At 48.7% G+C, this 23459-nt stretch carries 21 protein-coding genes, 1 tRNA gene and 6 pseudogenes; 5 read left to right on the top strand and 23 right to left on the bottom strand.

The annotated features are described in order from the left end of the window. Positions 1-47: 47 nt before the first annotated feature. Both ldtA and E2L00_RS01675 read right to left on the bottom strand, forming a co-directional pair. Entirely contained in the window at positions 48-983 is a 936-nt protein-coding gene (gene ldtA, locus E2L00_RS01680; RefSeq protein ID WP_201279254.1) for a L,D-transpeptidase, read from the bottom strand. A gap of 43 nt (positions 984-1026) precedes the next feature. Further along, positions 1027-2490 carry an EmmdR/YeeO family multidrug/toxin efflux MATE transporter gene (locus tag E2L00_RS01675; protein WP_338031873.1) on the bottom strand — a complete coding sequence of 488 codons (1464 nt, stop codon included), beginning with the start codon at positions 2488-2490 and terminating at the stop codon, positions 1027-1029. Between the two features lie 190 nt (positions 2491-2680). Here E2L00_RS01675 and E2L00_RS01670 point away from each other — a divergent pair. Both E2L00_RS01670 and E2L00_RS01665 read left to right on the top strand, forming a co-directional pair. Next, a tRNA-Asn gene (locus tag E2L00_RS01670) sits at positions 2681-2756 on the top strand. 180 nt (positions 2757-2936) lie between these two features. Further along, a pseudogene (locus E2L00_RS01665) lies at positions 2937-3605 on the top strand (tyrosine-type recombinase/integrase); the annotation flags it as partial. Here E2L00_RS01665 and E2L00_RS01660 read toward each other — a convergent pair. The 12 genes and pseudogenes from E2L00_RS01660 to E2L00_RS01605 all read right to left on the bottom strand — a co-directional run bounded on the left by E2L00_RS01660 (position 3593) and on the right by E2L00_RS01605 (position 12573). Then, positions 3593-3868: a hypothetical protein gene (locus E2L00_RS01660; RefSeq protein ID WP_167606104.1), complete on the bottom strand. Its 276-nt coding sequence runs from the start codon at positions 3866-3868 to the stop codon at positions 3593-3595. The pseudogene E2L00_RS01665 and the gene E2L00_RS01660 overlap by 13 nt on opposite strands. A 103-nt stretch (positions 3869-3971) precedes the next feature. Next, the gene (locus E2L00_RS01655; RefSeq protein WP_167606102.1) at positions 3972-4301 is read right to left on the bottom strand and encodes a hypothetical protein; all 330 of its coding nucleotides are present in this window, start codon (positions 4299-4301) and stop codon (positions 3972-3974) included. Positions 4302-4338: 37 nt separating this feature from the next. Next, the gene (locus E2L00_RS01650) at positions 4339-5370 is read right to left on the bottom strand and encodes an S-type pyocin domain-containing protein (RefSeq protein WP_201279253.1); all 1032 of its coding nucleotides are present in this window, start codon (positions 5368-5370) and stop codon (positions 4339-4341) included. A 296-nt stretch (positions 5371-5666) separates the two neighbouring features. Next, a complete protein-coding gene (locus E2L00_RS01645) occupies positions 5667-5924 on the bottom strand; it encodes a bacteriocin immunity protein (protein WP_167606099.1) in 258 nt (85 codons plus the stop codon). A 9-nt stretch (positions 5925-5933) separates the two neighbouring features. Next, positions 5934-7628 carry an S-type pyocin domain-containing protein gene (locus E2L00_RS01640; RefSeq protein WP_167606096.1) on the bottom strand — a complete coding sequence of 565 codons (1695 nt, stop codon included), beginning with the start codon at positions 7626-7628 and terminating at the stop codon, positions 5934-5936. After that, on the bottom strand, positions 7628-8116 hold the full coding sequence (locus tag E2L00_RS01635; RefSeq protein WP_167606094.1) for a PAAR domain-containing protein: 489 nt from the start codon (positions 8114-8116) through the stop codon (positions 7628-7630). The genes E2L00_RS01640 and E2L00_RS01635 overlap by 1 nt, the downstream gene beginning before the upstream one ends. 170 nt (positions 8117-8286) lie before the next feature. Continuing rightward, positions 8287-8532 (bottom strand): colicin E3-like toxin immunity protein, encoded by a 246-nt coding sequence (locus E2L00_RS01630; RefSeq protein WP_167606091.1) that lies wholly within the window; start codon positions 8530-8532, stop codon positions 8287-8289. A gap of 8 nt (positions 8533-8540) precedes the next feature. Next, a pseudogene (locus tag E2L00_RS01625) lies at positions 8541-9434 on the bottom strand (S-type pyocin domain-containing protein); the annotation flags it as partial. 2 nt (positions 9435-9436) lie between these two features. After that, positions 9437-9511, bottom strand: a pseudogene (locus tag E2L00_RS01620) (lipoprotein); the annotation flags it as partial. Positions 9512-9923: 412 nt separating this feature from the next. After that, positions 9924-10391 carry a DUF6392 family protein gene (locus tag E2L00_RS01615; RefSeq protein ID WP_167606083.1) on the bottom strand — a complete coding sequence of 156 codons (468 nt, stop codon included), beginning with the start codon at positions 10389-10391 and terminating at the stop codon, positions 9924-9926. Then, positions 10388-12085 (bottom strand): S-type pyocin domain-containing protein, encoded by a 1698-nt coding sequence (locus tag E2L00_RS01610; protein ID WP_167606081.1) that lies wholly within the window; start codon positions 12083-12085, stop codon positions 10388-10390. The genes E2L00_RS01615 and E2L00_RS01610 overlap by 4 nt, the downstream gene beginning before the upstream one ends. Then, complete coding sequence (locus E2L00_RS01605; protein WP_167606078.1) at positions 12085-12573, bottom strand: PAAR domain-containing protein; 489 nt, start codon at positions 12571-12573, stop codon at positions 12085-12087. The genes E2L00_RS01610 and E2L00_RS01605 overlap by 1 nt, the downstream gene beginning before the upstream one ends. A gap of 255 nt (positions 12574-12828) precedes the next feature. On the opposite strand from E2L00_RS01605, the pseudogene E2L00_RS01600 reads away from it, so the two are divergent. After that, a pseudogene (locus E2L00_RS01600) lies at positions 12829-13005 on the top strand (transposase); the annotation flags it as partial. Here the strand turns inward: E2L00_RS01600 and E2L00_RS21475 are convergent. The 4 genes and pseudogenes from E2L00_RS21475 to E2L00_RS21845 all read right to left on the bottom strand — a co-directional run. Beyond that, positions 13006-13215, bottom strand: a pseudogene (locus tag E2L00_RS21475) (hypothetical protein); the annotation flags it as partial. It lies immediately after the preceding pseudogene. 427 nt (positions 13216-13642) lie between these two features. Then, positions 13643-14110 (bottom strand): DUF6392 family protein, encoded by a 468-nt coding sequence (locus E2L00_RS01595; RefSeq protein WP_167606076.1) that lies wholly within the window; start codon positions 14108-14110, stop codon positions 13643-13645. A gap of 178 nt (positions 14111-14288) precedes the next feature. Continuing rightward, positions 14289-14777 (bottom strand): PAAR domain-containing protein, encoded by a 489-nt coding sequence (locus E2L00_RS01590; RefSeq protein WP_167606073.1) that lies wholly within the window; start codon positions 14775-14777, stop codon positions 14289-14291. A 128-nt stretch (positions 14778-14905) separates the two neighbouring features. Continuing rightward, a complete protein-coding gene (locus E2L00_RS21845) occupies positions 14906-15166 on the bottom strand; it encodes a hypothetical protein (RefSeq protein WP_167606071.1) in 261 nt (86 codons plus the stop codon). Here E2L00_RS21845 and E2L00_RS01580 point away from each other — a divergent pair. Further along, a pseudogene (locus tag E2L00_RS01580) lies at positions 15157-15542 on the top strand (Arm DNA-binding domain-containing protein); the annotation flags it as partial. The gene E2L00_RS21845 and the pseudogene E2L00_RS01580 overlap by 10 nt on opposite strands. A gap of 47 nt (positions 15543-15589) precedes the next feature. Here the strand turns inward: E2L00_RS01580 and E2L00_RS01575 are convergent. Continuing rightward, positions 15590-17656: an FUSC family protein gene (locus E2L00_RS01575; protein WP_167606068.1), complete on the bottom strand. Its 2067-nt coding sequence runs from the start codon at positions 17654-17656 to the stop codon at positions 15590-15592. Between the two features lie 969 nt (positions 17657-18625). After that, positions 18626-19426, bottom strand: coding sequence for an SDR family NAD(P)-dependent oxidoreductase (locus E2L00_RS01570; RefSeq protein ID WP_167606066.1), 801 nt, complete (start codon positions 19424-19426; stop codon positions 18626-18628). A 158-nt stretch (positions 19427-19584) separates the two neighbouring features. Here E2L00_RS01570 and E2L00_RS01565 point away from each other — a divergent pair, with 158 nt between their 5' ends. Continuing rightward, on the top strand, positions 19585-20532 hold the full coding sequence (locus E2L00_RS01565) for an AraC family transcriptional regulator (protein ID WP_167606064.1): 948 nt from the start codon (positions 19585-19587) through the stop codon (positions 20530-20532). A gap of 485 nt (positions 20533-21017) precedes the next feature. On the opposite strand, the gene E2L00_RS01560 is transcribed toward E2L00_RS01565, so the two are convergent. Genes E2L00_RS01560 through E2L00_RS01550 form a run of 3 tightly spaced genes read right to left on the bottom strand, consistent with a single transcriptional unit; the run spans position 21018 to position 23436 of the window. Next, on the bottom strand, positions 21018-21944 hold the full coding sequence (locus E2L00_RS01560; RefSeq protein ID WP_167606062.1) for an alpha/beta fold hydrolase: 927 nt from the start codon (positions 21942-21944) through the stop codon (positions 21018-21020). Between the two features lie 53 nt (positions 21945-21997). Next, entirely contained in the window at positions 21998-22618 is a 621-nt protein-coding gene (locus E2L00_RS01555; protein WP_236127647.1) for a TetR/AcrR family transcriptional regulator, read from the bottom strand. Positions 22619-22659: 41 nt separating this feature from the next. After that, complete coding sequence (locus tag E2L00_RS01550) at positions 22660-23436, bottom strand: glucose 1-dehydrogenase (RefSeq protein ID WP_167606060.1); 777 nt, start codon at positions 23434-23436, stop codon at positions 22660-22662. Positions 23437-23459: the final 23 nt, after the last annotated feature.

Below are 23459 nucleotides of genomic sequence, written 5' to 3'. Positions count from 1 at the left end.
TACCGTTGGCTCCGGGGTACAACGGTATGTTTTTCGCGACGTGGCAGCTACCCCGCCCTTATTCCCGGCGCTGCTTCACTGATATTTATCGGCATCCCTGAACGGCGTTCCAGTTCGCCGCTGACGCGAAGCATATCGACGCCCTGCCCTTTTATCGCCTCGTTAAGGGAAGAGTTTAAAGGCAACGGTACTTTGTTGGTTGATTCAAATTCGCTACGGTTGCGGGATAGCGGTTCATGAACCTCCAGCCAGCGGGAGCCATCCGGCTCGGCTGTCACCTTCACCGGCTGGTCAATAAGCTGAACGCGCGTGCCCTCCGGGACATTCTCAAAGAGATATTTAATATCGTCATTACGCAGGCGAATACAGCCCTGGCTAACCCGCAGGCCGATCCCGAAATTGGCATTGGTACCGTGAATCGCATAAAACCTGCCGATATAAATGGCGTAAAGGCCCATCGGATTATCCGGCCCCGCTGGTACATAGGCCGGAAGGCTTCTTCCCTCTTTGGCATACGCGCGTCTTGTGTTCGCGGTAGGCACCCAGGTTGGCCCCGCCTGTTTACGCTCGACTCTGGTTACCCAATTACGCGGGGTTTCTCGCCCCGCCTGACCGATGCCAATCGGGAAAACCTCAACCGTGCCGCTCTCTGGCGGGTAATAGTAGAGCCGCATTTCTGCGACGTTGACAACAATTCCCTCACGCACGGTATCCGGCAATATTAATTGCTGAGGAATCATCAGTTCCGAGCCAGCATGAGGTAAAAACACATCAACACCGGGATTGGCTTCTATAAGATTGCTTAGCCCCTGACCGTGCTGTGCCGCAAATGCCTCAAGCGGCAGTTTGTTTCCCTGTGGAACGGTAATTTTTAGCGGGCTACCCACCAGACGACTGCCTTCCGGCGGCAACGGATAGCTGACGGCCAGCACGCTCTGGCTGGCGAACAGAAGCAGCAAACTGCAAAACGATTTCAGGCGCATGATTTTATATTCCGGACAGAGGCGTTTCGCTAAGCGTAGCCTTTTAGCTTTTATTTTGCCCACTTGCCGTTACCGTTATTACCGGCTGTTTTTCCGGGCGCGGGTATTTTTTCAGCCAGCGTCCGCTTATCATCCGCCAGTAGAAGAATACGCCGCGCACCGCCCAGTCGAGGAACATCCCCAGCCAGACGCCCACCACGCCCATGCCCAGCACAATCCCCAGCGTATAGCCTGCCACAACCCGGCAGCCCCACATGCCGAGCATTGAGATCCACATTGCAAAACGTGCATCGCGCGCGCCTTTCAGCCCGGCCGGTAGCACCCATGACGCCGCCCAAATCGGCATAAAAGCGGCGTTAAGCCAGATAAGCACTTTGACCACTTCTTTTACGTCGGCTTCACGCGAATAGAACGAGGCGAACAGCCCGGCGAAAGGCGCGGTTCCCCACGCGATAATCGTCAGCCCAATCGTCGATAGCCAGAATACGTGCTTTAACTGCCGCTCCGCCTGCCCAATTTGCCCTTTACCTAATCGCCTGCCAACGATAATGGTCGAGGCAGACCCAAGGGCGTTCCCCGGCAGGTTAATCAACGACGCAACCGAGAAAGCAATAAAGTTACCGGCGATAACGTTGGTGCCCATACCGGCGACGAACATCTGCGTTAACAGCTTGCCGCCGTTGAATAAAACAGACTCGATGCTGGCGGGAATGCCGATGCCGAGCACTTCCCAAAGGATATTGAACTTTAGCGGGGTAAAGTAGCTTTTAAGCGAGATGCGCAACGCCGGGTTAAAGCCAATCATCAGCACGTAGATAATCCCTATCGCGCCAATGTAGCGAGAGATGGTCAGCCCCAGCCCGGCACCGACAAAGCCCATTCCCTTCCAGCCGAAAAGACCGTAGATCAGCACGCTGCTGATCATAATGTTGAGGATGTTCATACCGCCGTTAATAAGCAGAGGAATTTTCGTATTCCCTGCTCCGCGCAGCGCTCCGCTGCCAATGAGTGCGATGGCCGCCGCGGGATAACTCCAGACCGTGGTTTGCAGATAAGAAAGCGCCAGCGTCTTCACTTCCGGCGTCGCCTCGCCGGCAATAACGTTCACGATGTGCTCACCGGCCAGATGAATACCAATCGCCAGGAATACTGCGACTATCGTCATCAGGACAAGAGACTGGCGGGCTGCCGCTCGCGCTCGTTTTGGATCGAGCTTCCCGAGGCTGAAAGCGACAACCACCGTGGTACCCAGATCGATTGCGGCAAAGAAGGCAATGATTACCATGTTGAAGCTGTCGGCCAGGCCGACGCCCGCCATCGCTTCTTTGCCCAGCCAACTCACGAGGAAAGTGCTCAGCACGCCCATCAATAACACACAGGTATTTTCCAGGAAAATAGGCACAGCGAGGGGAGTAATTTCACGCCAGAAAAGGGTTCGATAGCTTTTTCTGTTGGCATACCAGTGCGTTTTCTCAACGCGCTGGCGTACTGCGGTATATAAGTTCAAGGTTAACCTGTGAGCGAAGTGAAACCACATTTCAAATAATGATTTACAAACGCTTATCCTGCAAAGAATTTTTTACCGCAGTTTGCCTGAAAAGACGGCAAAACGTTGAGAGAATCCGCAAACGGTGCCCGCACGCCGATTTAGGCTTTGACAAACCAGGCGCACTCGCTAAGATATGCCGCACTACGATTCCTCTGTAGTTCAGTCGGTAGAACGGCGGACTGTTAATCCGTATGTCACTGGTTCGAGTCCAGTCAGAGGAGCCAAATTCGAGAGCCCGCTTAAGGAAACTTAAGCGGGCTTTCTGCTTTTATCTGTCATTGCCATCGCTTCAATAAGCCAGCGCGAAAATCTTTTCCGATGCGTATCTGGTTTTCCCTCCGTATCCGGCGAAATTGGTGGTCTGATTTGGGGTCATTTCAGTTCGATAATGGAGTGACCACCATATGTCCCTGTCCGACGCGAAAATCCGCAGCATCAAGCCTTCTGATAAAACCTTTAAACTGACCGATTCTCAGGGTCTGTATCTGCTTGTCAGTCCCGGCGGTTCACGCCTCTGGTATCTCAAATATCGCTTCAACCGAAAAGAATCCCGTATCGCATTAGGTGCCTGTCCGCAGGTCTCGCTTTCCGAGGCCCGCCAGCAGCGCGGCGGTATCCGTAAACTGCTGGTGCAGAATATCAATCCCGCACAACAACGCATGACTGCAAAAGCCGCCGCATCACCGGAAAAGTGCTTTGAGGCCGCTGCGGCGGCATGGCACAAAACCAACAAAAAATGGTCGGCTGACTACGCAGAGCGTATCCTCGCCAGTATGAAAAACCATACCTTTCCGGCAATCGGTCATCTGCCCGTCACAATGCTGAAAACGCAGCATTTTACGGCATTGCTGAAAGTTATCGAGGATAAAGGCTTTCTGAAAGTCGCGTCCCGAACCCGGCAGCAACTCTGCAATATCATGCGTTACGCCGTGCAGCAGGGACTGACAGAAAACAATCCTGCCCTGCATCTGGAAGGCGTCACAGCACCGCCGGTTAAAAATCACTATCCCGCCCTGCCGCTGGAGCGATTGCCCGAATTGTTTGAGCGCATTGGCGAGTATCAGCAGGGACGGTCAAACCAATAATGGATTCCTTTCTGACCTGATGTTGTAAAAGTTATATCTGGATTAATCTCATAATCTGAACTAATCCGTCCATAAGAATAAACTGTAGGGTCACCCATCATTCCTTTTGGCGTTTCGATAAGACCATCATGAGATTCAACAAGACCATATTCATCTATCCACTGATACAACTGCTCTATTTCTTTCGGTATTTTTACATTGTTTGATAGTTTCTTAAGTTCTTTTTTCAGGTCTAAAAGTAAATCACTCATAAATCAACTCTCAAGGTAAAAAAGCATGCTGTTTAGGGGTTTTTAATTCAAATATAGCAAAGCAGCGCATTAATACATGCGCTGTTCAATATAAAGTATAAATTTATGATATCTTACTTTCAAGATATGACATATATTCTTTTACCTCATCAATAGTAGTGTACCACTCTGATACTTTTTCACCTTCTGAATAGGCTTCATACTCACTAGTATATTCGTTTATTTTATCTATGGAAAAATTATTTATCTCATCCAAAAAAATCATTTTATTCTGAACAATAACGTCTTCTTGTCTGAAATATAGAACCCATGAGAATAAAAAATTCGCATCTTTAGGTGAATACATTGAAACTACTAGTGTCGCATTATTTTTCCCATAAATACCTTTTTTAAAGAAGAGAGCCAACTCGCATAGTATTGTTTGATATTCCAATAATCGACAGAGATCTGCATTCCTTCTTTAAAATTACCTATGGTAATTGAAGCGGGCAATACTGTTTCATTAAAATCAGACTTAAAAGATTTATTTTCTGTAAAAATACCAAACATGTTATCACCCTGTTTAAATCTTTATCATATGTACCTAAGCGAACACCTTTTTTACTAAATTTTTTCCATCCTTCGGAAACATTATGTCCGTCAACATCTGGTGTTATGTAATCCTTTCCATTAAAAAATGCTGGTTGCCCGTGAGAATTGAATGGCGCTTTATTCGGGGCAACACGTCGATCATAACCAAGTTTCTTCGCTGCTTCTTCCGCATCTTTGCCTTTAAGAATAGAATTTAAGTAAACATAGATCGGTGGAATATCCGATATTGGCAGAATAAGAATATAATCCGCAAATGTCTTCTCTTCCGGTGCAGGGCTGGTTGTAGCCTCAATACTGGTATCTTCCGGTAGCGGATCAACAACTACCGGGTTCGGTATCCTTAACGGGTTCTGGTTGCCTGTATTTGAAGGGGCATTGACACCTGAACTGTCTGGCGTCCAGATGATGGTAATACGGGGATCTTCCTCTGTGGTGAACGTATACGCTTTTCGGCTGCTGTCCCACTCCATTTTGCGCACACGCACCATATCTTTACCGGGTGGCGTATGCCAGCCATGAGGAACCGGATTATCTTTATCATCCTGTTCCCATGTATAACGCACACGGCTTGGTGCTTCACGCATCTGTTCCAGACGCATCCGGTCAATAAAGTCCTGTTCACCGTCATTGAGTCTTACGGGCATCATTCCCATCACGACTGCGGCTATAGGAGCACCGGGACCGCTGGCGGCTATTCTTCCGACTCCGGTTGCCATTTCCCCAAGTTTTACCGCCCATGTTCCTGACGTAATGGCACTTCCACCTACCAGACCAAGAACGCTGGCACCTTCAACAGCCGTCTGGGCGTTAGCAGCACTTGTAGCTGCGGCTGTTGCCCGCTGGTATTCTATTTCCTCATGATTCTGGTTACCTGTATTTGAAGGAACATTGACACCTGAACTGTCGGGCATCAAGAGATAGTAAATAGCTATTAAATATATTAAATCGATCGATTAAACCAATTAAATAATCGATCAATAAACTATTTTCAATCGTCAAAAACTATCGATAATAAATTATCGATCTTTTATATCAATTGATTGATGGTGGTGAGCGATGGAACACCACAGTTGGGGTGCTTTGGATGGATGTTCGACGGGATAAGGAATGAAGCAGCACACAAGGCGTGTTGTGCTGCTTATATTGGTTAAATAATTGAAAACCGGGCCTATAGATGCGGATACATACTCATTTATTCGGCCAGAGACTAAGCCTTAAAGCCCGGTTTACCATTAGCTTGCCGCCATTCTTTTACTTCCTGAACAACGCCTTCTGGACTATCTTCGCGGCCTTCTCGTGGATAATAAATAAGGTCAGAACCATCTGGGTGCTCACATAGACGTTCAAACTCTAGAAGATTATTCACATCTTCTTCTTCGCTTTCTTCTTCTGCATTATAGATCCTAATAACCAATGCTAAAAATTCTTGCTCAGTATAATCAGAAATGGATTTTTTATTATTCATATAGTCACCTTATTTATTAGAATGAATATCAATATGCCGCCGAGGTGTTGCAACTCCCATGTTATCAACTTCATAGACTTCACCACCTTGGCCTATCGGTTTGATATGATGAATCTCAAACTTGATACGTTTTCCAACTCGCCCCTCTCTATAAGTTGCCGGGGCCTTCCCTTTCTTCATATTAATAATATTTGATCCTTTAAATTGCCTTGATAACTCAGGATCTTTAGATACTTCAATCCAAAATGCTTCACGGAATTGGTCAAAATTCGCAAACGTTCGCCCACGCAGCCTGTCAGCAATCTGGCTTGGAACTGGTGAACCATTGCCTGTATTAGCATCCGATAACCATACCCCGCTAACCTTCTGACCTTTACCCGTAACCTGCCCAGAGCTGTTTCGTAGATATATATAAATCGGTGGAATATTCGGCAACGGCAGAATAAGAATATAATCAGCAAAATTTTTTTCTTCCGGGGCCGGAGTGGTTGTAGCTTCAATACTGGTATCTTCCGGCAACGGATCAACAACTACCGGGTTAGGTATCCTTACCGGGTTCTGGTTGCCTGTATTCCACGGTTTATTCTCACCTGTATTATCCGGCGTCCAGATGATGGTAATACGTGGATCTTCCTCTGTGGTGAATGTATAAGCTTTTCGGCTGCTGTCCCAATCCATTTTACGCACACGCACCATATCCTTACCCCGTGGTGTATGCCAGCCATGTGGAACCGGATTACCTTTATCGTCCTGCTCCCATGTATAACGCACACGACTTGGTGCTTCACGCATTTGCTCAAGTCTCATGCGGTCAATAAAATCCTGTTCACCGTCATTGAGCCTGCCGGGCATCATTCCCAACACGACTGCTGCGATGGGAGCACCGGGGCCACTGGCAGCAATCCTTCCAAGTCCTGTAGCCATCTCACCAAGTTTTACTGCCCACGTTCCTGACGTAATAGCACTTCCACCTACCAGACCAAGAACACTGGCACCTTCAACAGCCGTCTGGGCGTTAGCAGCACTCGTGGCTGCGGCTGTTGCCCGCTGGTATTCGATTTCTTCATGATTACCAAACCACCATTTATACAGGGCGCTTCGCTTTTTCGGCTTTGGAATATCTTCAGCAGGTTTCTTTTTCCTGGCAGTCTGGGCGTGCTGGACCACATCATTATCTGATGCAGGATCAGCAGGGGGAACGGCCTGATAAAATGCCATCGCAGCGAAATTGGTATGGGGTTCCTGCTCTTCTCCGGCATCATTACAACCCTCACCCCGAAGGCAGGATTTGGCAAAGACACGATTGCGGTCACGCTCTTCAGCCAGTTGTTTAGTTCTTTCTTCTTCTGCGGCCTTACGTTCAGCAACCAGGGCTGCAAGAGCTGCAATAGAAGGATCCGGGCCTCTGCCAACCCATTGTCCTGCTGGCGCAATAATCCAGTTAGACCCGGAAGGACAGGCACAGCGCACGACTGAACCATCCACCGCCGCTATTTTACCATTATTGGTATCTCGGGGTTCACCGGATACGATAACCCCTACCTCACCGCATTTAGGACAGGGAGTTGTTTTATCCCCAACGCGAACAACCCTGCGCCCGTGTTCAGTATCATTGGACATTGAGGCAATACATTCAGCACCCGTGGTTGTTTTATCGCCTTCCAGTGCTGTTCCTCTTCCATAGCAGTCAGATCGATTTCCCATTACGCCACCTCTACAGATAGCAGGAAATCCTCCGGTAGCATTTCCCCTTCACGACCGACAATCATCAGGCCATTGCACAGAGTGCTGATAATCTCATCTCCGTTATCCAGACGGCTGTTGACCAGCGCTACACCACGACCATTTACCTCACTCATTCTGCCCGCACCAGTGACAATTTTCGCCGTTCTCCCGTCAGGGTAAACAACGTCATCACCGACTAACGCAACATTAACCTTCCTGCCGTCTGAAAGTTCGATTTCGTTTCCGTTGTATGCTGCACGAACAGTTCCACCCTCTCTGGTAAGACTGCCATCCACTGCAATACGGTATATGGCATTAACAGGATGCTGGCGGCAATATTCCTGCTGCTCAGAGATGAGCGCACGCACTTCATCATCCATCCCGGCAAGTTGTTCCGCCGTAAACGGTGATTGATCCATTGTTGCCAGCAGTTCCGGGGTCAGTTCATTGTTGTATTGACGATCCATTTCCTTTTCCCTGTCATGTTTGTGGTTAAGTTGATGCAATACTAACCGATCCTCAATTTAACTTAAAAGCGATGTTTGTCATGAAGTTACAAAAACCAAACACGGAATAACAAAACGGGGCATTCAGCTTGCTAAGCTAAGCGCTAGGATGGAAATCGTATATTGTTTTATTAATCTCGTTTAAATACTAGCTGGTAGTCATATTTATCGAAATCAATGTGGTGTGAAAATAATGGTTGTAAATCGTTCTTCCACGAACTTAATACATCGAATCCACCGTCATATATTCTTCCATCAAATGGTAAATTAAATTTTTTGATTAGATTCCCATCCTGACCTAAATCAGCAGAAGTCTCTTTATTGATCAAAATCTCATCTACTTTATCAAACCATTCTAATGTTAATTTCAGTCCCATCTTTCACCTCAAAGATATCTTTTAATATTTCGGCCTTTAACTGCAGGTTTTAACTGCTCACCTGTTTTATAATCTACAGACCCTAAATGCTCACCATCACTTGCCCTGTATTCCTCAAGCTCACCGTGCTGAGAATCCCATTCGTAAATCCTCCTACCTTTAGCATCAACCCAGCGCTATCTAAGTCCACCGCCACCTTGCTTAGGTGTTTTTTTCTTAGCCTGTCTGAGACCTGAAATACCAATTTCACTAGTTTCCGGGGCTGGATGATAATCATGATCTTTATCAGGAATACCTGCACGTCCCTGACTAAGATATACATAGATCGGTGGAATATCTGATATTGGCAGAACAAGAATATAATCCGCAAAATTCTTTTCTTCCGGTGCCGGAGTGGTTGTAGCCTCAATACGGGTATCTTCCGGCAACGGATGAACAACTACCGGGTTCGGTATCCTTACCGGATTCTGGTTTCCTGTATTTGATGGAACATTGACACCTGAACTGTCTGGCGTCCAGATGATGGTTATACGTGGATCTTCCTCTGTGGTGAACGTATACGCTTTTCGGCTGCTGTCCCACTCCATTTTACGCACACGCACCATATCCTTACCCGGTGGGGTGTGCCAGCCATGAGGAACCGGATTACCTTTATCATCCTGTTCCCATGTATAGCGCACACGGCCTGGTGCTTCACGCATCTGTTCCAGACGCATCCGGTCAATAAAGTCCTGTTCACCGTCATTGAGTCTTCCGGGCATCATTCCCAACACGACTGCTGCGATGGGAGCACCGGGGCCACTGGCAGCAATCCTTCCAAGTCCTGTAGCCATCTCACCAAGTTTTACTGCCCACGTTCCTGACGTAATAGCACTTCCGCCTACCAACCCAAGAACGCTGGCACCTTCTCGAAGTCATCTTTTTCACCACATCCCGCCAGAACCAGCGCAGCGCCTGCCATGAGTAAGATTTTTTTCATCTTCATATCCCATCAACATTAACGAACTGACTGTTCGTGGCAGGATAGAAAGCAATAGAGATCCTACTCAGTGGCGGATCACACCCGATCCACAAGCGGTCTGTTTAACCCATTGATAAAATTGAATTATTTTTGATATTCGTCATATCGTTTAAATCGATCGATAAAAAACAAATGATAGCTACAGGCCATCAAAAATAAAGATATCGATCGATTTAAGCAATTAAAATACCGATCAATAAATCGCTTTTAATCGTCTAAAGCTATCAATATGGTAATATCGATCTTTTATATCAATTGATTGATATTGATTGTGAGCGACAGTTGGCGTGCTTTGGATGGATGTTCGAAGTGATAAGGAATGAAGCAGCACACAAGGTATGTTGTGCTGCTTTTATGAGAAGAGTGAAAGCTACCAACGAAGATCTGAAGTCGGGAGGAAAGTTACGGCTTCGACTTTATCTTGCATGTCGTAACGAATTTGCATTGTTATTGGGATATGAAAATCCTCAACAGCAAACCTATCAACCCATCCCATAGTCATTTTCATTACGGTTTTCGGGGGAACAGACTTATCTGGTTCACCAAAAGTATCATGTACCCATTGGCGAGTCATATGTTTTTGCAAGGGCGATGGAAGTTCATTCGGAAAAACCCAATTTTTAATCGGTTCATGCTGGAGTCTAAGCGTAATACTTTTGAGAATTCTACCTGTGCGTTTGAATGATAAAAAAATACCTTCCCTTGCCATTTCCAAACCTAAATTAGGGGATCCCGGAGCACCTGTCGGTTTTGTTCTGTATGGAAGAATCCCTGCCTCAAGCATGTTTTCATAAGTTTGCCCCAAGCAGTGAATTAAATTCTCTACATTTACTGTCATTTGTATAACCCCAGTTCATTATTAATTTTATGTATTTTAGCTCTCGCTTCTTTTAGCTGTATTTCTGTCGCACCATGCTCTTTTAATACTGGTGTTTCAATATCAAAATTTTTATCTGCTGCTGTTCGAAGGTCATAGGAATCATGTTCCTTTTGTGTCTGATTACGCCCCCCATAAGTCGCACTAATTTTCCGATGAACTTCCACAGGAACTATAACAGCAGCAACTTTACCTGATAATGCTTTAATTTGATCAGAGTCAAACTCGGGATATTCTCTCTCAAGATACAGTTCTACAGCCGCTCTTGATGGAATATGATCAGCATGATATTCCCCTTGTCGTGAACGGTTATTGAAATCATCGTAAGGTTCCACCTCCAAAAACTCAACAGGTGGCTTGCTCAGGTAAATATATATCGGTGGAATATTCGGTAACGGCAGAACAAGAATATAATCCGCAAAATTCTTTTCTTCCGGTGCAGGGCTGGTTGTAGCCTCAATACTGGTATCTTCCGGCAACGGATCAACAACTACCGGGTTCGGTATCCTTACCGGATTCTGGTTTCCTGTATTTGATGGAACATTGACACCTGAACTGTCTGGCGTCCAGATGATTGTTATACGTGGATCTTCTTCTGTGGTGAACGTATACGCTTTTCGGTTGCTGTCCCACTCCATTTTGCGCACACGCACCATATCTTTACCCGGAGGTGTGTGCCATCCATGGGGAACCGGATTACCTTTATCATCTTGTTCCCATGTATAACGCACACGGCTTGGCGCTTCACGCATTTGCTCAAGTCTCATGCGATCAATAAAATCCTGCTCACCTTCATTGAGCTTGCCGGGATACATTCCTACCAGTAATGCAGCTAATGGCGCTCCGGGACCCGCTGCCGCTATTTCCCCTACCGCTGTTGCACCACGAACAGCCCACGTTCCTGATGTAATGGCACTGCCACCTACCAGACCAAGAACGCTGGCACCTTCAACAGCCGTCTGGGCGTTAGCAGCACTCGTGGCTGCGGCTGTTGCCCGCTGGTATTCGATTTCTTCATGATTACCAAACCACCATTTATACAGGGCGCTTCGCTTTTTCGGCTCAGGAATATCTTCAGCAGGTTTCTTTTTCCTGGCAGTCTGGGCGTGCTGGACCACATCATTATCCGATGCAGGGTCAGCAGGGGGAACGGCCTGATAAAATGCCATCACAGCGAAATTGGTATGGGGTTCCTGCTCTTCTCCGGCATCATTACAGCCCTCACCCCGAAGGCAGGATTTGGCAAAGACACGATTACGATCACGCTCTTCAGCCCGTTGTTTAGTTCTTTCTTCTTCTGCGGCCTTACGTTCAGCAACCAGTGCTGCAAGGGCTGCAATAGAAGGATCCGGGCCTCTGCCAACCCATTGTCCTGCTGGCGCAATAATCCAGTTAGATCCTGAAGGGCAGGCACAGCGCACGACTGAACCATCCACCGCCGCTATTTTTCCATTATTGGTATCACGGGGTTCACCGGATACAATAACCCCCACCTCACCACATTCAGGGCATGGGGTTGTTTTATCCCCAACACGGACAACCCTGCGCCCGTGTTCAGTATCATTGGACATTGAGGCGATACATTCAGCACCCGTGGTTGTTTTATCCCCCTCCAGTGCTGTTCCTCTTCCATAGCAGTCAGATCGATTTCCCATTACGCCACCTCAACAGATAACAGGAAATCCTCCGGTAGCATTTCCCCTTCACGACCGACAATCATCGGGCCATCGCACAGAGTGCTGATAATCTCATCTCCGTTATCCAGACGGCTGTTGACCAGCGCTACACCACGACCATTTATCTCACTCATTCTGCCCGCACCAGTGACAATTTTCGCCGTTCTCCCGTCAGGGTAAACAACGTCATCACCGACTAACGCAACATTAACCTTCCTGCCGTCTGAAAGTTCGATTTCGTTTCCGTTGTATGCTGCACGAACTGTTCCACCCTCTCTGGTAAGACTGCCATCCACTGCAATACGGTATATGGCATTAACAGGATGCTGGCGGCAATATTCCTGCTGCTCAGAGATGAGCGCTCGCGTTTCATCATCCATCCCGGACAGTTGTTCCGCCGTAAACGGGGATTGATCCATTGTTGCCAGCAGTTCCGGGGTCAGTTCATTGTTGTATTGACGATCCATTTCCTTTTCCTTGTCATTTCTGTGGCTTAGTTGATGCAATACTAACCGATCCTTAATTTAACTTAAAAGCGATGTTTGTCATGAAGTTACAAAAACCAAACACGGAATAACAAAACGGGACATTCAGCTTAAGGCATTAATGATGTTATCGTTTCTTCACTCATCTGGCTGAGTTCGGAAACTAACCGTCTGTGATCCTCCCCACCAATAGTGGACACGCGACTGAGTGAGTAAACTCTCAGACAGAGGTGACTCATGACAAAACCCGTACCAGCCAGCAAAAAGCCCCATAAGCAACACTCGCCGGAGTTCCGCAGCGAAGCCCTGAAGCTTGCTGAACGCACCGGTGTTGCCGCCGCAGCACGCGAACTCAACCTGTATGAATCACAGCTTTATGCCTGGCGCAGCAAGCTGAAAAATGCACATTCCTCTTAAGCCCTGTTCTACGAGGCCGTCGAGGATCATAGATCCTATTCCAGTGCCCGTTTCATCAAATCGCGGTTTGGAGAGCTGAACAGGGAATGTGACATTGTTGTTTCTCAGTGAGAAACAGGTTTTCGATTGAGCAATCTTCGCGTTGATCGCTTTCTCATAGTCGCCTTTTTCACCACATCCCGACAGAACCAACGCAGCGCCTGCCATAAGTAAGTTTTTTCATCTTCATATCCCATCAATGTTAACGAACTGACTGTTCGTGGCAGGAGTGAAAGGAAAAGAGACCCTACTCAGAGGCGGATCACACCCGATCCACAAATAGTCTGTTTAACCAATTGATAGAATTGAATTATTTTTAATGTTCGCCATATCGTTTAAATCGATCGATAAAAAATAAACGATATTTTCAACCTATCAAATTGAATTAATCGATCGATTTAAGCAATTAAAATAGCGATCAATAAATCGCTTTTAATCGTCTAAAGCTATCAAAATCTCAATATCGATCTTTTATATCAATTGATTGATATTGATTGTGAGCGACAGTTGGCGTGCTTTGGATGGATGTTCGAAGTGATAAGGAATTAAGCAGCACACAAGGTATGTTGTGCTGCTTTTATGAGAAGAGTGAAAGCTACCAACGAAGATCTGAAGGCGGGAGGAAAGTTACGGCTTCGACTTTATCTTGCATGTCGTAACGAATTTGCATTGCTATTGGGATATGAAAATCCTCAACAGCAAACCTATCAACCCATCCCATAGTCATTTTCATTACGGTTTTCGGGGGAACAGACTTATCTGGTTCACCAAAAGTATCATGTACCCGTTGACGAGTCATATGTTTTTGCAAAGGCGATGGAAGTTCATTCGGAAAAACCCAATTTTTAATCGGTTCATGCTGGAGTCTTAGCGTAATACTTTTGAGAATTCTACCTGTGCGTTTGAATGATAAAAAAATACCTTCCCTTGCCATTTCCAAACCTAAATTAGGGGATCCCGGAGCACCTGTCGGTTTTGTTCTGTATGGAAGAATCCCTGCCTCAAGCATGTTTTCATAAGTTTGCCCCAAGCAGTGAATTAAATTCTCTACATTTACTGTCATTTGTATAACCCCAGTTCATTATTAATTTTAAGTATTTTAGCTCTCGCTTCTTTTAGCTGTATGTCTGTCGCACCGTGTTCAGTATCATTGGACATTGAGGCGATACATTCAGCACCCGTGGTTGTTTTATCCCCCTCCAGTGCTGTCCCTCGCCCATAACAGTCAGATCGATTTCCCATTACGCCACCTCTACAGATAGCAGGAAATCCTCCGGCATCGCTTCTCCTTTACGACCGACAATCATCGGGCCATCGCACAGAGTGCTGATAATTTCATCTCCGTTATCCAGACGACTGTTGACCAGCGCTACGCCACGACCATTCACTTCACTCATTCTGCCCGCACCAGTGACAATTTTCGCCGTTCTCCCGTCAGGGTAAACAACGTCATCACCGACTAACGCAACATTAACCTTCCTGCCGTCTGAAAGTTCGATTTCGTTTCCGTTGTATGCTGCACGAACAGTTCCACCCTCTCTGGTAACACTGCCATCCACTGCAATGCGGTATATGGCATTAACAGGATGCTGGCGGCAATATTCCTGCTGCTCAGAGATGAACGCTCGCGTTTCATCATTCATCCCGGACAGTTGTTCCGCCGTAAACGGTGATTGATCCATTGTTGCCAGCAGTTCCGGGGTCAGTTCATTGTTGTATTGACGATCCATTTCCTTTTCCCTGTCATGTTTGTGGTTAAGTTGATGCAATACTAACCGATCCTCAATTTAACTTAAAAGCGATGTTTGTCATGAAGTTACAAAAACCAAACACGGAATAACAAAACGGGACATTCAGCTTAAGGCATTAATGATGTTATCGTTTCTTCACTCATCTGGCTGAGTTCGGAAACGAATCTTTTGTAGTTATTGGCTATTCGCTCCCTGCCCAAATCACCTTCAGCCTCTGACAGAGAGTAATAACCGTAATCTTTGATACTGATAGTTTCGCCGTTTACCAGCATGAGTTTTATTCCATTTTTATTTTTCTCCATACTGGTGATGAAACAGGTCATAAAGAAAATATTTTCGTTTGTTTTAAAGATGCTTATTGTTTTCATGCTTTTCATTACATATTTTTTGTTTTTTAGTTTCCGATGCTCACGGCCTGTATCTGCTGGGCAAGCCGGGCGGCTTCCGTCACTGGTATCTCAGGCATCCCGCATTGCGCTGGGTGCCTATCCTGCCATCTCCCTCTCTGACGCCCGGCAGCAGCGTGAAGGTATTCGCAAGATGCTGGCTCTGAACATCAACCCGGTGCAACAGCGTGCCGCTGAACGCAGCTCATGCACACCGGAGAAAGTGTATAAAACCGTGGCGCTGGTGTGGCACAGGAGCAATAAAAAATAGTTGCAGAACACTGCTGCCCGCCTGCTTGCCAGTACACACCTATGCAGCATATTCAGCGCACGGCCTGACTCTATTTATCACCCCCGTTAAGAATGGAGTGATTACCGTGAATTTTTTATGGATTATAAAATTAATTAAGTTGTAGAAATTACGCTATTATCGCCTGGCCAACGTCGCGACGGATAGAGCGCCATTCGGATATTAAACAAGTAAAGCAGTGGCGCGAATAGTTTCATGTCTGAATGACAAAGTAATTCAGTGCGCAGAAGCAGTTTATCTAACTCATCCAGTAATGACTGCGGTGGTTCAATATGAATATTCCTTAGACGCTGTTTAAAATAGCGAGTAATCTCCGCCATCATCTCGTCGCTATCGAGCTTATTGTCTTTGAGCAGCTGATAATGACGAGTGCAGAAGTCATAGCAGTTCACGCCAAGCCAGATTTCGGTAATCAAATTATCGCCCAACGCAACGCCATGGATAGGGTCGACTTTATTTCTTGGCAGAATGATATTTATCTTATCGATCATACTGGCAACATATTGCTGGCGTGATAACAGCGTCGAGGTGTTTAGCTTAATCTCGGAGGTAAACTGCAACAGCTCTTTTATGCCTCTGCGTAGCATGCGACGAGCGGTCCAGGAAGGCCGTTTATTACGTAAAACGGCTGTAACGATTACCGCTATCAGGACACCTACCACAGTAGAGATAGCTGCATTGATAATCGGCAGCAACTCCGGCTTGAGGTCATGGGTCATACCGATAAAACCGGGGATTTGGGTAACAATGATCACCCCAATAAAGCTGGTCGATGGGTTTGCGATAAGTAGCCCGAGGACAATCAGGCCTGGTGCCAGGACAATGATCAGCGATTCAAAAGTTACGGTAGTGGGAATTAAAATCCCCACGTACATAATACTGAGGACGGTAGCAACGATTACCCCTTTCAGGAAAACTTTCATAGAGCCTACAGGGCTGTCGAGGGAGGCAAATATTGAGCACATGACCGCCCCCATCATCGGTGCGGTTGAGCCATCTTTCCAGCCTGTTCCAATCCAGAACAGACACCCCAGCATGGTCGTCAGGAAGGCGGTAAAACATGAAAGCAGAATCATTCCCCGATCAACGTGGCCCTTCCTTAACTTTTCTTTGTCGCGTTTTTTCTTCTGTTCCATCGACTCCACGCGCTCTTTGACGCTGAAATAAGATTCAGACAGACGAATGAAATTTAATAAACGCTCCATCAGTCCACTTAACAATAGACTCTCTTCAGCACTGATTTCGCCACCAGAATAAAGCGTTTTGATTCTTTCTTGTGTTGTACCTATCTCTTCCTGAATCCACTGAGTGTCGCCCTCTTCTTTCGCGCTGTTGAGCCACAATAAAAAATGCCTCAGTGATTCGGCAACATACTCGGGGAAAGTTATTCCCTGTTCTGCCAGCAGGCTCAGACGCTTTTCTATTGCGGTAAGGGTTGGGAGCATGTATGAAAGTTGTTGATACTGTGCGCCGACTAAGCGAATTAATTTCCTTGCCGAATCCCCTTCATACACGAGCTGGGTTATCAGTGTTTCAACGTTGAGCGGATAATTAGCCATCTGCACCAGAATTTGATCTCGTTCCGACGTATGTTCTTTGGATTCTGCAGTCAACAGTTCATTACATAAATTTCTGGCGCTTACATACCAGGTATTAACCGTACTTTCCAGCAGACTGCGCATGCGCACTGGAAATACCAGCATATGAATCAGGCTGCTGCAGATAATCGCAACGGTAATCTCTTCAACACGCGAAATTACGGTATAGGTAATACTGAGTGGCGTAGTCACATCAGCAAAGCCCAAAATGGCAGCACTGTAACCAGCGAGCATAAACACATAGCTTTTTGGTGAACGATCGTGCAAAGAAAGAAAGAGGCAGAAAGAAACCCACATTGACACGCTAAGGCAAAAAAGAATGGGTTGTTGAACGGTCAGGGGGTAGATCATAAAAATAAATAATCCGCCCAGTACGGTGCCTATAAAACGGTAAAGCGCTTTTGAAAGTGTCGAGGCTGCATAAAGTTGAGAAATAACGTAAACGGAGACCATTGCCCAGGCGGGTTTATCAAGGTTGAGTTTGAGTGCGATATATAGCGCTAAAAATGCCGCTATGCATGTTTTCACAGCAAATAAAAGAGAGCTTTTTGTTAGCCATTTCATGTTGTTATAGCCAAATCATTTCATGTGAAACGGTATCTTATACCGTTCGGGATAGAAGTTTTAAACTTAAAAAGTGTTAAGTTTGTAATAAATTGCAGCTGAATTAATCTGTTAAAAACGCTACAGGGATCGCAGGATGTGACGATTATCTGTATGAGTCGCCACCCGCTCTGACACCGCACCTTGAAAGGCGGGAGATATCACCGGGCGTGCTTATGCTGCAATGGCTTCGAATTACGTTTAAGTGAGAGTGTTTTGAATGATGCAAAGACGCCCCGCCGCTTGCGCATCATATGAACGAGCCCGATGCCGTAAAGCGTGATTCCGGCTAACGGCAAAAGCTTCCCCGGCCGGAATTTCAACGGACTCGCCGTCAGCAGCAAACAGAAGTGGCAAGCGCCCCGCCGCCAGCAATCCGACAGCGATAGCGCTTCCTTCCAGCAGAAAATTTCTTCTGTTTAACATTATCGCCTCACAGGCTGTGGAAAGGGTTAACGTCAACCTCCCGAAAAAACGCTTACCCAATCCTCCCGAAATATTCATAAATGCGTGACAACTTCCGGCGGAGGTTAATTAATGCGGGCATGGCCGCAATGACGCTCTCAGCCTCAGACGAGAAATAAAATATTTAAGCGTTATTTTTTTAGCCGCAGGGAAGCGAGGCTTATTTCAGTAAATTATCGTGAAGAACTTTCCCGATTCCTGTCGGTATTTTCTCCATATCGGAAAAATGTGACACGCTACCCACAAACGCTTCCTGCGCCTCGCCAGGCGCTTTCTGCCTGGAACGCAAATGCGTGACGGCTGGTGATTCCACACCATCGCTGCGTCTGTATCTGAAAAAGCGCGTGGTTTTCATCAATCGTGAAATCGGCCAGTGAGATCGGCGCCACGGAGCCCGCTAATGCGTCGTCCAGCCGGTGGCGGCGCCGCAATACTGGCCGGGGTTTTTATAATCTCACCAGCGAATTAATGAGCGCCCCGCCATGCCAGGGTTCCGGCATCGACATTAAACGTGCTGCCTGTCGAGAAAGAGGCGCTATCGGAAGCAAGGAAGCATACCAGCTTCGCAACTTCTTCCGGCCTTCCCAGGCGGCGGATAAGATGTGGCCCCCAGAGACGGGCTTCCGCAGCGGCACGGTCGCTTGCATTTTCAGCACTGGTGCTGAGCATTGGGGTGTCGATGGCGCCAGGTACATAAGCATTGCAGCGAATACCGCCATCGGCGAGATCGACGGCGGTGGCCTTAGTCAACATCACAACGCCTCCTTTACTGGCAGCATAAGCAGGCAGCCCCGGATAAGCCACCGTAGAGGCAACCGAAGCGCCGTTGACGATGGCAGGGCTTCGGGTGGATTTACGCAGGTAAGGCGCCGCAAATTTGGTGGTCAGCCACATAGCCTTGAGGTTAATCGCCATCAGTTTATCCCACGCTTCTTCCGGCAAATCCTCCACTCCCGGCTGGCGGCCGGTCAGTGCATCATCGGTAACGCCTGCGTTATTCACCAGCACATCGATTCCGCCAGCCTGCTGCGCGGTTTGCTCGATCATATTCCTGATGGATTCCGTTACTGCCAGGTCGGTGCGGATAAATAACGCTTTCGCGCCAGCCTTTCTGACTTCTTCTTCCGCGGCTTTTCCCTTCTCTTCCTGAATATCCGCAAGGGTTACCCAGGCCGCACCCTGTTTTGCCGCTTCAATAGCAATAGCCCGGCCCATGCCCTGCGCCGCACCGGTCACGATAACGATTCGATCTTTAAGGTTACTCATTTTTTAACTCATTGTTAAAATCAGTGGAATTTCAGCGTAGCGAAAGGCATTAAGACGATCCATAATTAAAAGTGCATATAGCTTTACCAAACGTCCAAAAATCTGGCGTCGGTAACGCCAGCGATTCGATGGGTTCGGGCTAAATTTGGGAGAATGCGATGGATCTTCTTACGGATATTATTCAGCTGTTGCGGCCTAAAATCCTGACGTGGAAAACCATTGAAACCAACCATCGCTGGGGCATGGTGATACCTCATCTCGATTTACCGCGTTTTAGTCTGGTGACCAAAGGAAGCTGCTGGTACGTACCGGATTCCGGGACACCATTTTTAATGCGACAGGGAGACTATCTGCTGTTGACGCAGCGGCCGCAGTATCGCCTGGTCAGCGATATGGGCGTCATTCCCTGTCTCGATGAACTTTTATCCCTGTCGTCGCCCGCAGAACAGCATGACTATATCCGGTGGCAGGGTAACCCGCTGGGAGAAACGACCCGTCTGGTGGGCGGCTATTTTCAGATTGCGCCTGAGCAGAGCGCCCTCGCAAACGCATTGCTGCCCGAACTTATCCATGTACGCTTCGGAGACGAAGAAGCAGGCCGGCTGCAACCGCTTATCGGGCTGATCGCCAATGAAGCCAGTTCCTCGCTGCCCGGCCACGATCTCGTTATGGGACGATTGATTGAAATTATGCTGGTAGAGCTGCTACGCCATCCCATGCAGCGGGCGGACAAGCAGCAAAAGGGCTGGCTGGCAGGATTATCCGATCCCCGGATTGCAGCCGCATTACAGGCCATGCATGCGAATGTAGCCAGACAGTGGACGCTTGAAACGCTCGCCCGTCATATCGGTATGTCCCGCTCGGCCTTCGCGCAACGATTCTGCGAAAAAGTAGGGCTTCCGGCAGGAACCTATCTTGCCAACTGGCGCTTCGCGCTGGCGAAGGACGCCCTTCTCAACAGCCAGCGTTCCATCGCCGATATTGCGCTCTCAATTGGCTATCTCTCTGACAGCGCTTTCAGCACCGCCTTCAGCCGTTCCTTCGGCTGCTCGCCACGCCGGTTCAGGGAGGCATCATCTGTCCGTGCTGGTGAAAAAGCGATTTGAGCGCAGCCATTGATTAACACGCGACAAGATATATGGCTGTCAGCGGCACTGAGATATGCCGGCAGCAAACAAATACTGCCCGGCTTCAGGGCACCACGTTCCGTGTTTAGCTTATTTATTATCCAGTTACTGGCAAAGGCGATCCCAGTCAGAGGAGCCATATTTCCTGCTTTCATGCTTCGGTGCGAATCCTTATCTGATAGTGGTTCAACCGTTTAGCGCGAAAATTTCTCCCGATGCATCTTCAGTTTTCTCTCCGCATCGGGAAAAGCGGCACACACGCATCGGACGAAAACCAACGCTCGAACAGGCGGCAGGAGTGATAGACCGGCGTGCAAGGTAAGCCGAGCCAGGGCGTAGCTGATAGCCCAGGATAGCTATCCATGGTGTGGCGAGCCATACGCCGCTGAAAACAACACCGATTTGCCCGAACAGCCCGCCTTAACCTTGCCTTCCGGCCTCCGCTTTCACCTTATTGACGCTGGTCAACTGAAGAATTCAAGCAACTCGCCCGCAACTGCCGTAGACTGTTCTTCCGGCAGGAAATGACCGCAGTGGGAAATTGTCACTCCACGAACGTCTTCGGCATAGGCCCGCAACGGACCGGCCATATCTGGAATTGATCCCTGATCCGCACTCAGCGCCAGCAGCGGCATGCGCAGCTTTCCCTGGGCGCTCAGCTCCTGGTTCTGGCGTGCTGACTCGGCTACGGCACGGTAATAAGCAAGTCCTGCGCGTAGCCCACCTTCCCTGGTAAATACCCGTACGTATTCGTCCATGTCTGCGTCGGAAAAGGTCTGTGGGTTGGCTGTCTTGCGACGCAGGAACCAGTCGAGATAGGCGCGCTCCTTACCGGCGATCAGTAGTTCCGGTAAATCGGGTATCGAGTGGAACGCGAAGTGCCAGGTGCGCCACGCCCGGTCTGGCGCAACAGGCAAGGCGTCGGGCAACGTGACGCCGGGGATACCAGCGTCGAGCAATGCCAGTCGCTGCACTTCGTTGCCGAACAGAACGGCATAAGGATAGGCAACCCAGGCACCAACATCATGAGCAGCAAGGTAATAACGCTGGATGCCCAGCTTGCCCAACAGCGCGTGCAAGACGGTAGCCAGTGACTTCGTATCGTAGCCATCAAGCGGGCGGTCGGAGTCGCCCTGTCCGGGGAGGTCCGGCACGATGACACGGTAATGTTCGGCAAGTGCCGGCATAACCTTGCGCCAGGCGAACCAGCTCTCTGGGTAGCCTGCCAGCAACACGACGGTCCCGCCGCTGTCCTTGCCGCCCGTCACGTAGTGCAGCCTGATGCCATCGATTGTCTCAAAGCGATGCTCAAAACCAGAGAGGTTGAGGTCCGGCACCGAAACCGGACCGAAATCGACGATCTTTGGTGCAGTTGAGGATTGGGTAGTCATAGCGAAACTCCTGTTAAATAGGAAATGATCGTTTCCTAATTTGTCAAAAAAAATCAGCCCAGCAACCGCAGCGCTTCATCCGCCGCAGCCAGCATGTCGCCGCGGGTGCGTCCGGACTTACCAACCACACGAAAACCTTGCAGCAGTGCCAACAGGCATCGCGCCATTGCCGGTATATTAACAGCGGACGAGATGGATCCGTCCTTCTGTCCTTCCTGCAGCAGCCGACACAGCAAGTCCTCAGTTCGGCGCATGGCGGCTTCGACCCGTTTCACTATCTCGTCGTCGAAAATAGCAAGCGCCGTGGCGCTGGCAACGACTAAACATCCTCGACGGCCTTCGCTGCCGCAAGACACCTCAGCGTAGAAGCGCAACAGTTCCCTGATCTTGTCACGTCCGCTTTGCAGGGCGTCCATTCGTCTTCGCAATTCCGTGTTTCGCTGGCTGGTGTAGCGTTCGAAAGCCGCCAGAAAAACCCCTCGCTTGTCGCCGAACGCTTTGTAGAGGCTCCCTGCGGTCAGGCCGGTCGCTTCGTTGAGGTCAGTGACCGTAGTGGCATGGAAGCCGCGCTCCCGGAAAACACGCACCGCGCCATCAAGGACTGCATCCATGTCAAACTCACGGGGGCGACCGGAGGATCGCAGCGTGCTGGAAGATATCTGTTTAGTTGCCATCTGCGCAGTTTAGGAAATGATCGTTTCCTAATCAAGAAATTTCAGCGTGGGCCAGGAATCGTAAAGCCGCCATCAATAAGCAACGATTGGCCCGTGATAAAGCTCGCCTCGTCGGTACAAAGCCACAGTACCGCATCGGCGATGTCCTGAGGAATACCCACCCGGCCGAGCGCAGCCCTTGCCGCAAGCGGAGGAATGATGGCCTCACCGTGAGCGCGAAGCATTGGCGTATCAATCACACCGGGGTTCACGTTATTGATGCGAATGCCATGCGGTCCCGCTTCCAGTGCAAGCGCGAGGATCATTGCATCCAGTCCCGCCTTGCTGGCGGAATAGACCGAAGTACCGACGGTTGCCGCAACTGACAGAAACGAAGATGTATTGACGATGGCACCGCCGCGCCCTGCCGGAATCATTACCCGGAGCGCTGCCCTCGTCATCAGCCACGGTCCCTTAAGGTTGATGGCAATGAGTTCGTCGAAACTCTCCTCCTCCATTTCAATGATGGGGGCGCCCTTGCCCTGGATGCCGGCATTGTTGAACACGTAATCCAGACGGCCAAACTTTTCGATTGCGCCCTCGATTATCGCGGCGACGTCGGCCGCCCTGGCGACGTCGCCAGCTATCACTAGCGCCTCGCCGCCTGCCGCTCGAATAGCGCTGGCATTGGCCTGGAGCGGCGCCTCACGCCGCCCCACAAGTACCACCTTCGCGCCTTCACGGGCGAAAGTGCGTGCTGTAGCTTCGCCGATACCGCTTCCTGCGCCAGTGATAATAGCAACCTTGCCGCTAAGACGATCGTGACCCTTGTCGTTCACTCTGCTGTACTCCCAATGTTTGA

It is taken from the genome of Cedecea colo (assembly GCF_011808225.1).
In the GTDB taxonomy this organism is placed as follows: domain Bacteria; phylum Pseudomonadota; class Gammaproteobacteria; order Enterobacterales; family Enterobacteriaceae; genus Dryocola; species Dryocola colo.
The sequence above is the reverse complement of the archived record's forward strand: the minus strand, read 5'-3'. Positions and strand labels throughout refer to the sequence as shown.

Excerpts from the sequence above, each read along its gene's own strand:
- E2L00_RS01645 (WP_167606099.1), bottom strand. The coding sequence starts at position 5,924 with ATGAATAATAAAAAATCCATTTCTGATTATACTGAGCAAGAATTTTTA.
- E2L00_RS01650 (WP_201279253.1), bottom strand. The coding sequence starts at position 5,370 with ATGCCCGACAGTTCAGGTGTCAATGTTCCTTCAAATACAGGTAACCAG.
- E2L00_RS01640 (WP_167606096.1), bottom strand. The coding sequence starts at position 7,628 with ATGGGAAATCGATCTGACTGCTATGGAAGAGGAACAGCACTGGAAGGC.
- ldtA (WP_201279254.1), bottom strand. The coding sequence starts at position 983 with ATGCGCCTGAAATCGTTTTGCAGTTTGCTGCTTCTGTTCGCCAGCCAG.
- E2L00_RS01590 (WP_167606073.1), bottom strand. The coding sequence starts at position 14,777 with ATGGATCGTCAATACAACAATGAACTGACCCCGGAACTGCTGGCAACA.
- E2L00_RS01565 (WP_167606064.1), top strand. The coding sequence starts at position 19,585 with ATGGATCTTCTTACGGATATTATTCAGCTGTTGCGGCCTAAAATCCTG.
- E2L00_RS01555 (WP_236127647.1), bottom strand. The coding sequence starts at position 22,618 with ATGGCAACTAAACAGATATCTTCCAGCACGCTGCGATCCTCCGGTCGC.
- E2L00_RS01605 (WP_167606078.1), bottom strand. The coding sequence starts at position 12,573 with ATGGATCGTCAATACAACAATGAACTGACCCCGGAACTGCTGGCAACA.
- E2L00_RS01635 (WP_167606094.1), bottom strand. The coding sequence starts at position 8,116 with ATGGATCGTCAATACAACAATGAACTGACCCCGGAACTGCTGGCAACA.
- E2L00_RS01560 (WP_167606062.1), bottom strand. The coding sequence starts at position 21,944 with ATGACTACCCAATCCTCAACTGCACCAAAGATCGTCGATTTCGGTCCG.
- E2L00_RS01630 (WP_167606091.1), bottom strand. The coding sequence starts at position 8,532 with ATGGGACTGAAATTAACATTAGAATGGTTTGATAAAGTAGATGAGATT.
- E2L00_RS01615 (WP_167606083.1), bottom strand. The coding sequence starts at position 10,391 with ATGACAGTAAATGTAGAGAATTTAATTCACTGCTTGGGGCAAACTTAT.
- E2L00_RS01595 (WP_167606076.1), bottom strand. The coding sequence starts at position 14,110 with ATGACAGTAAATGTAGAGAATTTAATTCACTGCTTGGGGCAAACTTAT.
- E2L00_RS21845 (WP_167606071.1), bottom strand. The coding sequence starts at position 15,166 with ATGAAAACAATAAGCATCTTTAAAACAAACGAAAATATTTTCTTTATG.
- E2L00_RS01570 (WP_167606066.1), bottom strand. The coding sequence starts at position 19,426 with ATGAGTAACCTTAAAGATCGAATCGTTATCGTGACCGGTGCGGCGCAG.
- E2L00_RS01660 (WP_167606104.1), bottom strand. The coding sequence starts at position 3,868 with ATGAGTGATTTACTTTTAGACCTGAAAAAAGAACTTAAGAAACTATCA.
- E2L00_RS01610 (WP_167606081.1), bottom strand. The coding sequence starts at position 12,085 with ATGGGAAATCGATCTGACTGCTATGGAAGAGGAACAGCACTGGAGGGG.
- E2L00_RS01575 (WP_167606068.1), bottom strand. The coding sequence starts at position 17,656 with ATGAAATGGCTAACAAAAAGCTCTCTTTTATTTGCTGTGAAAACATGC.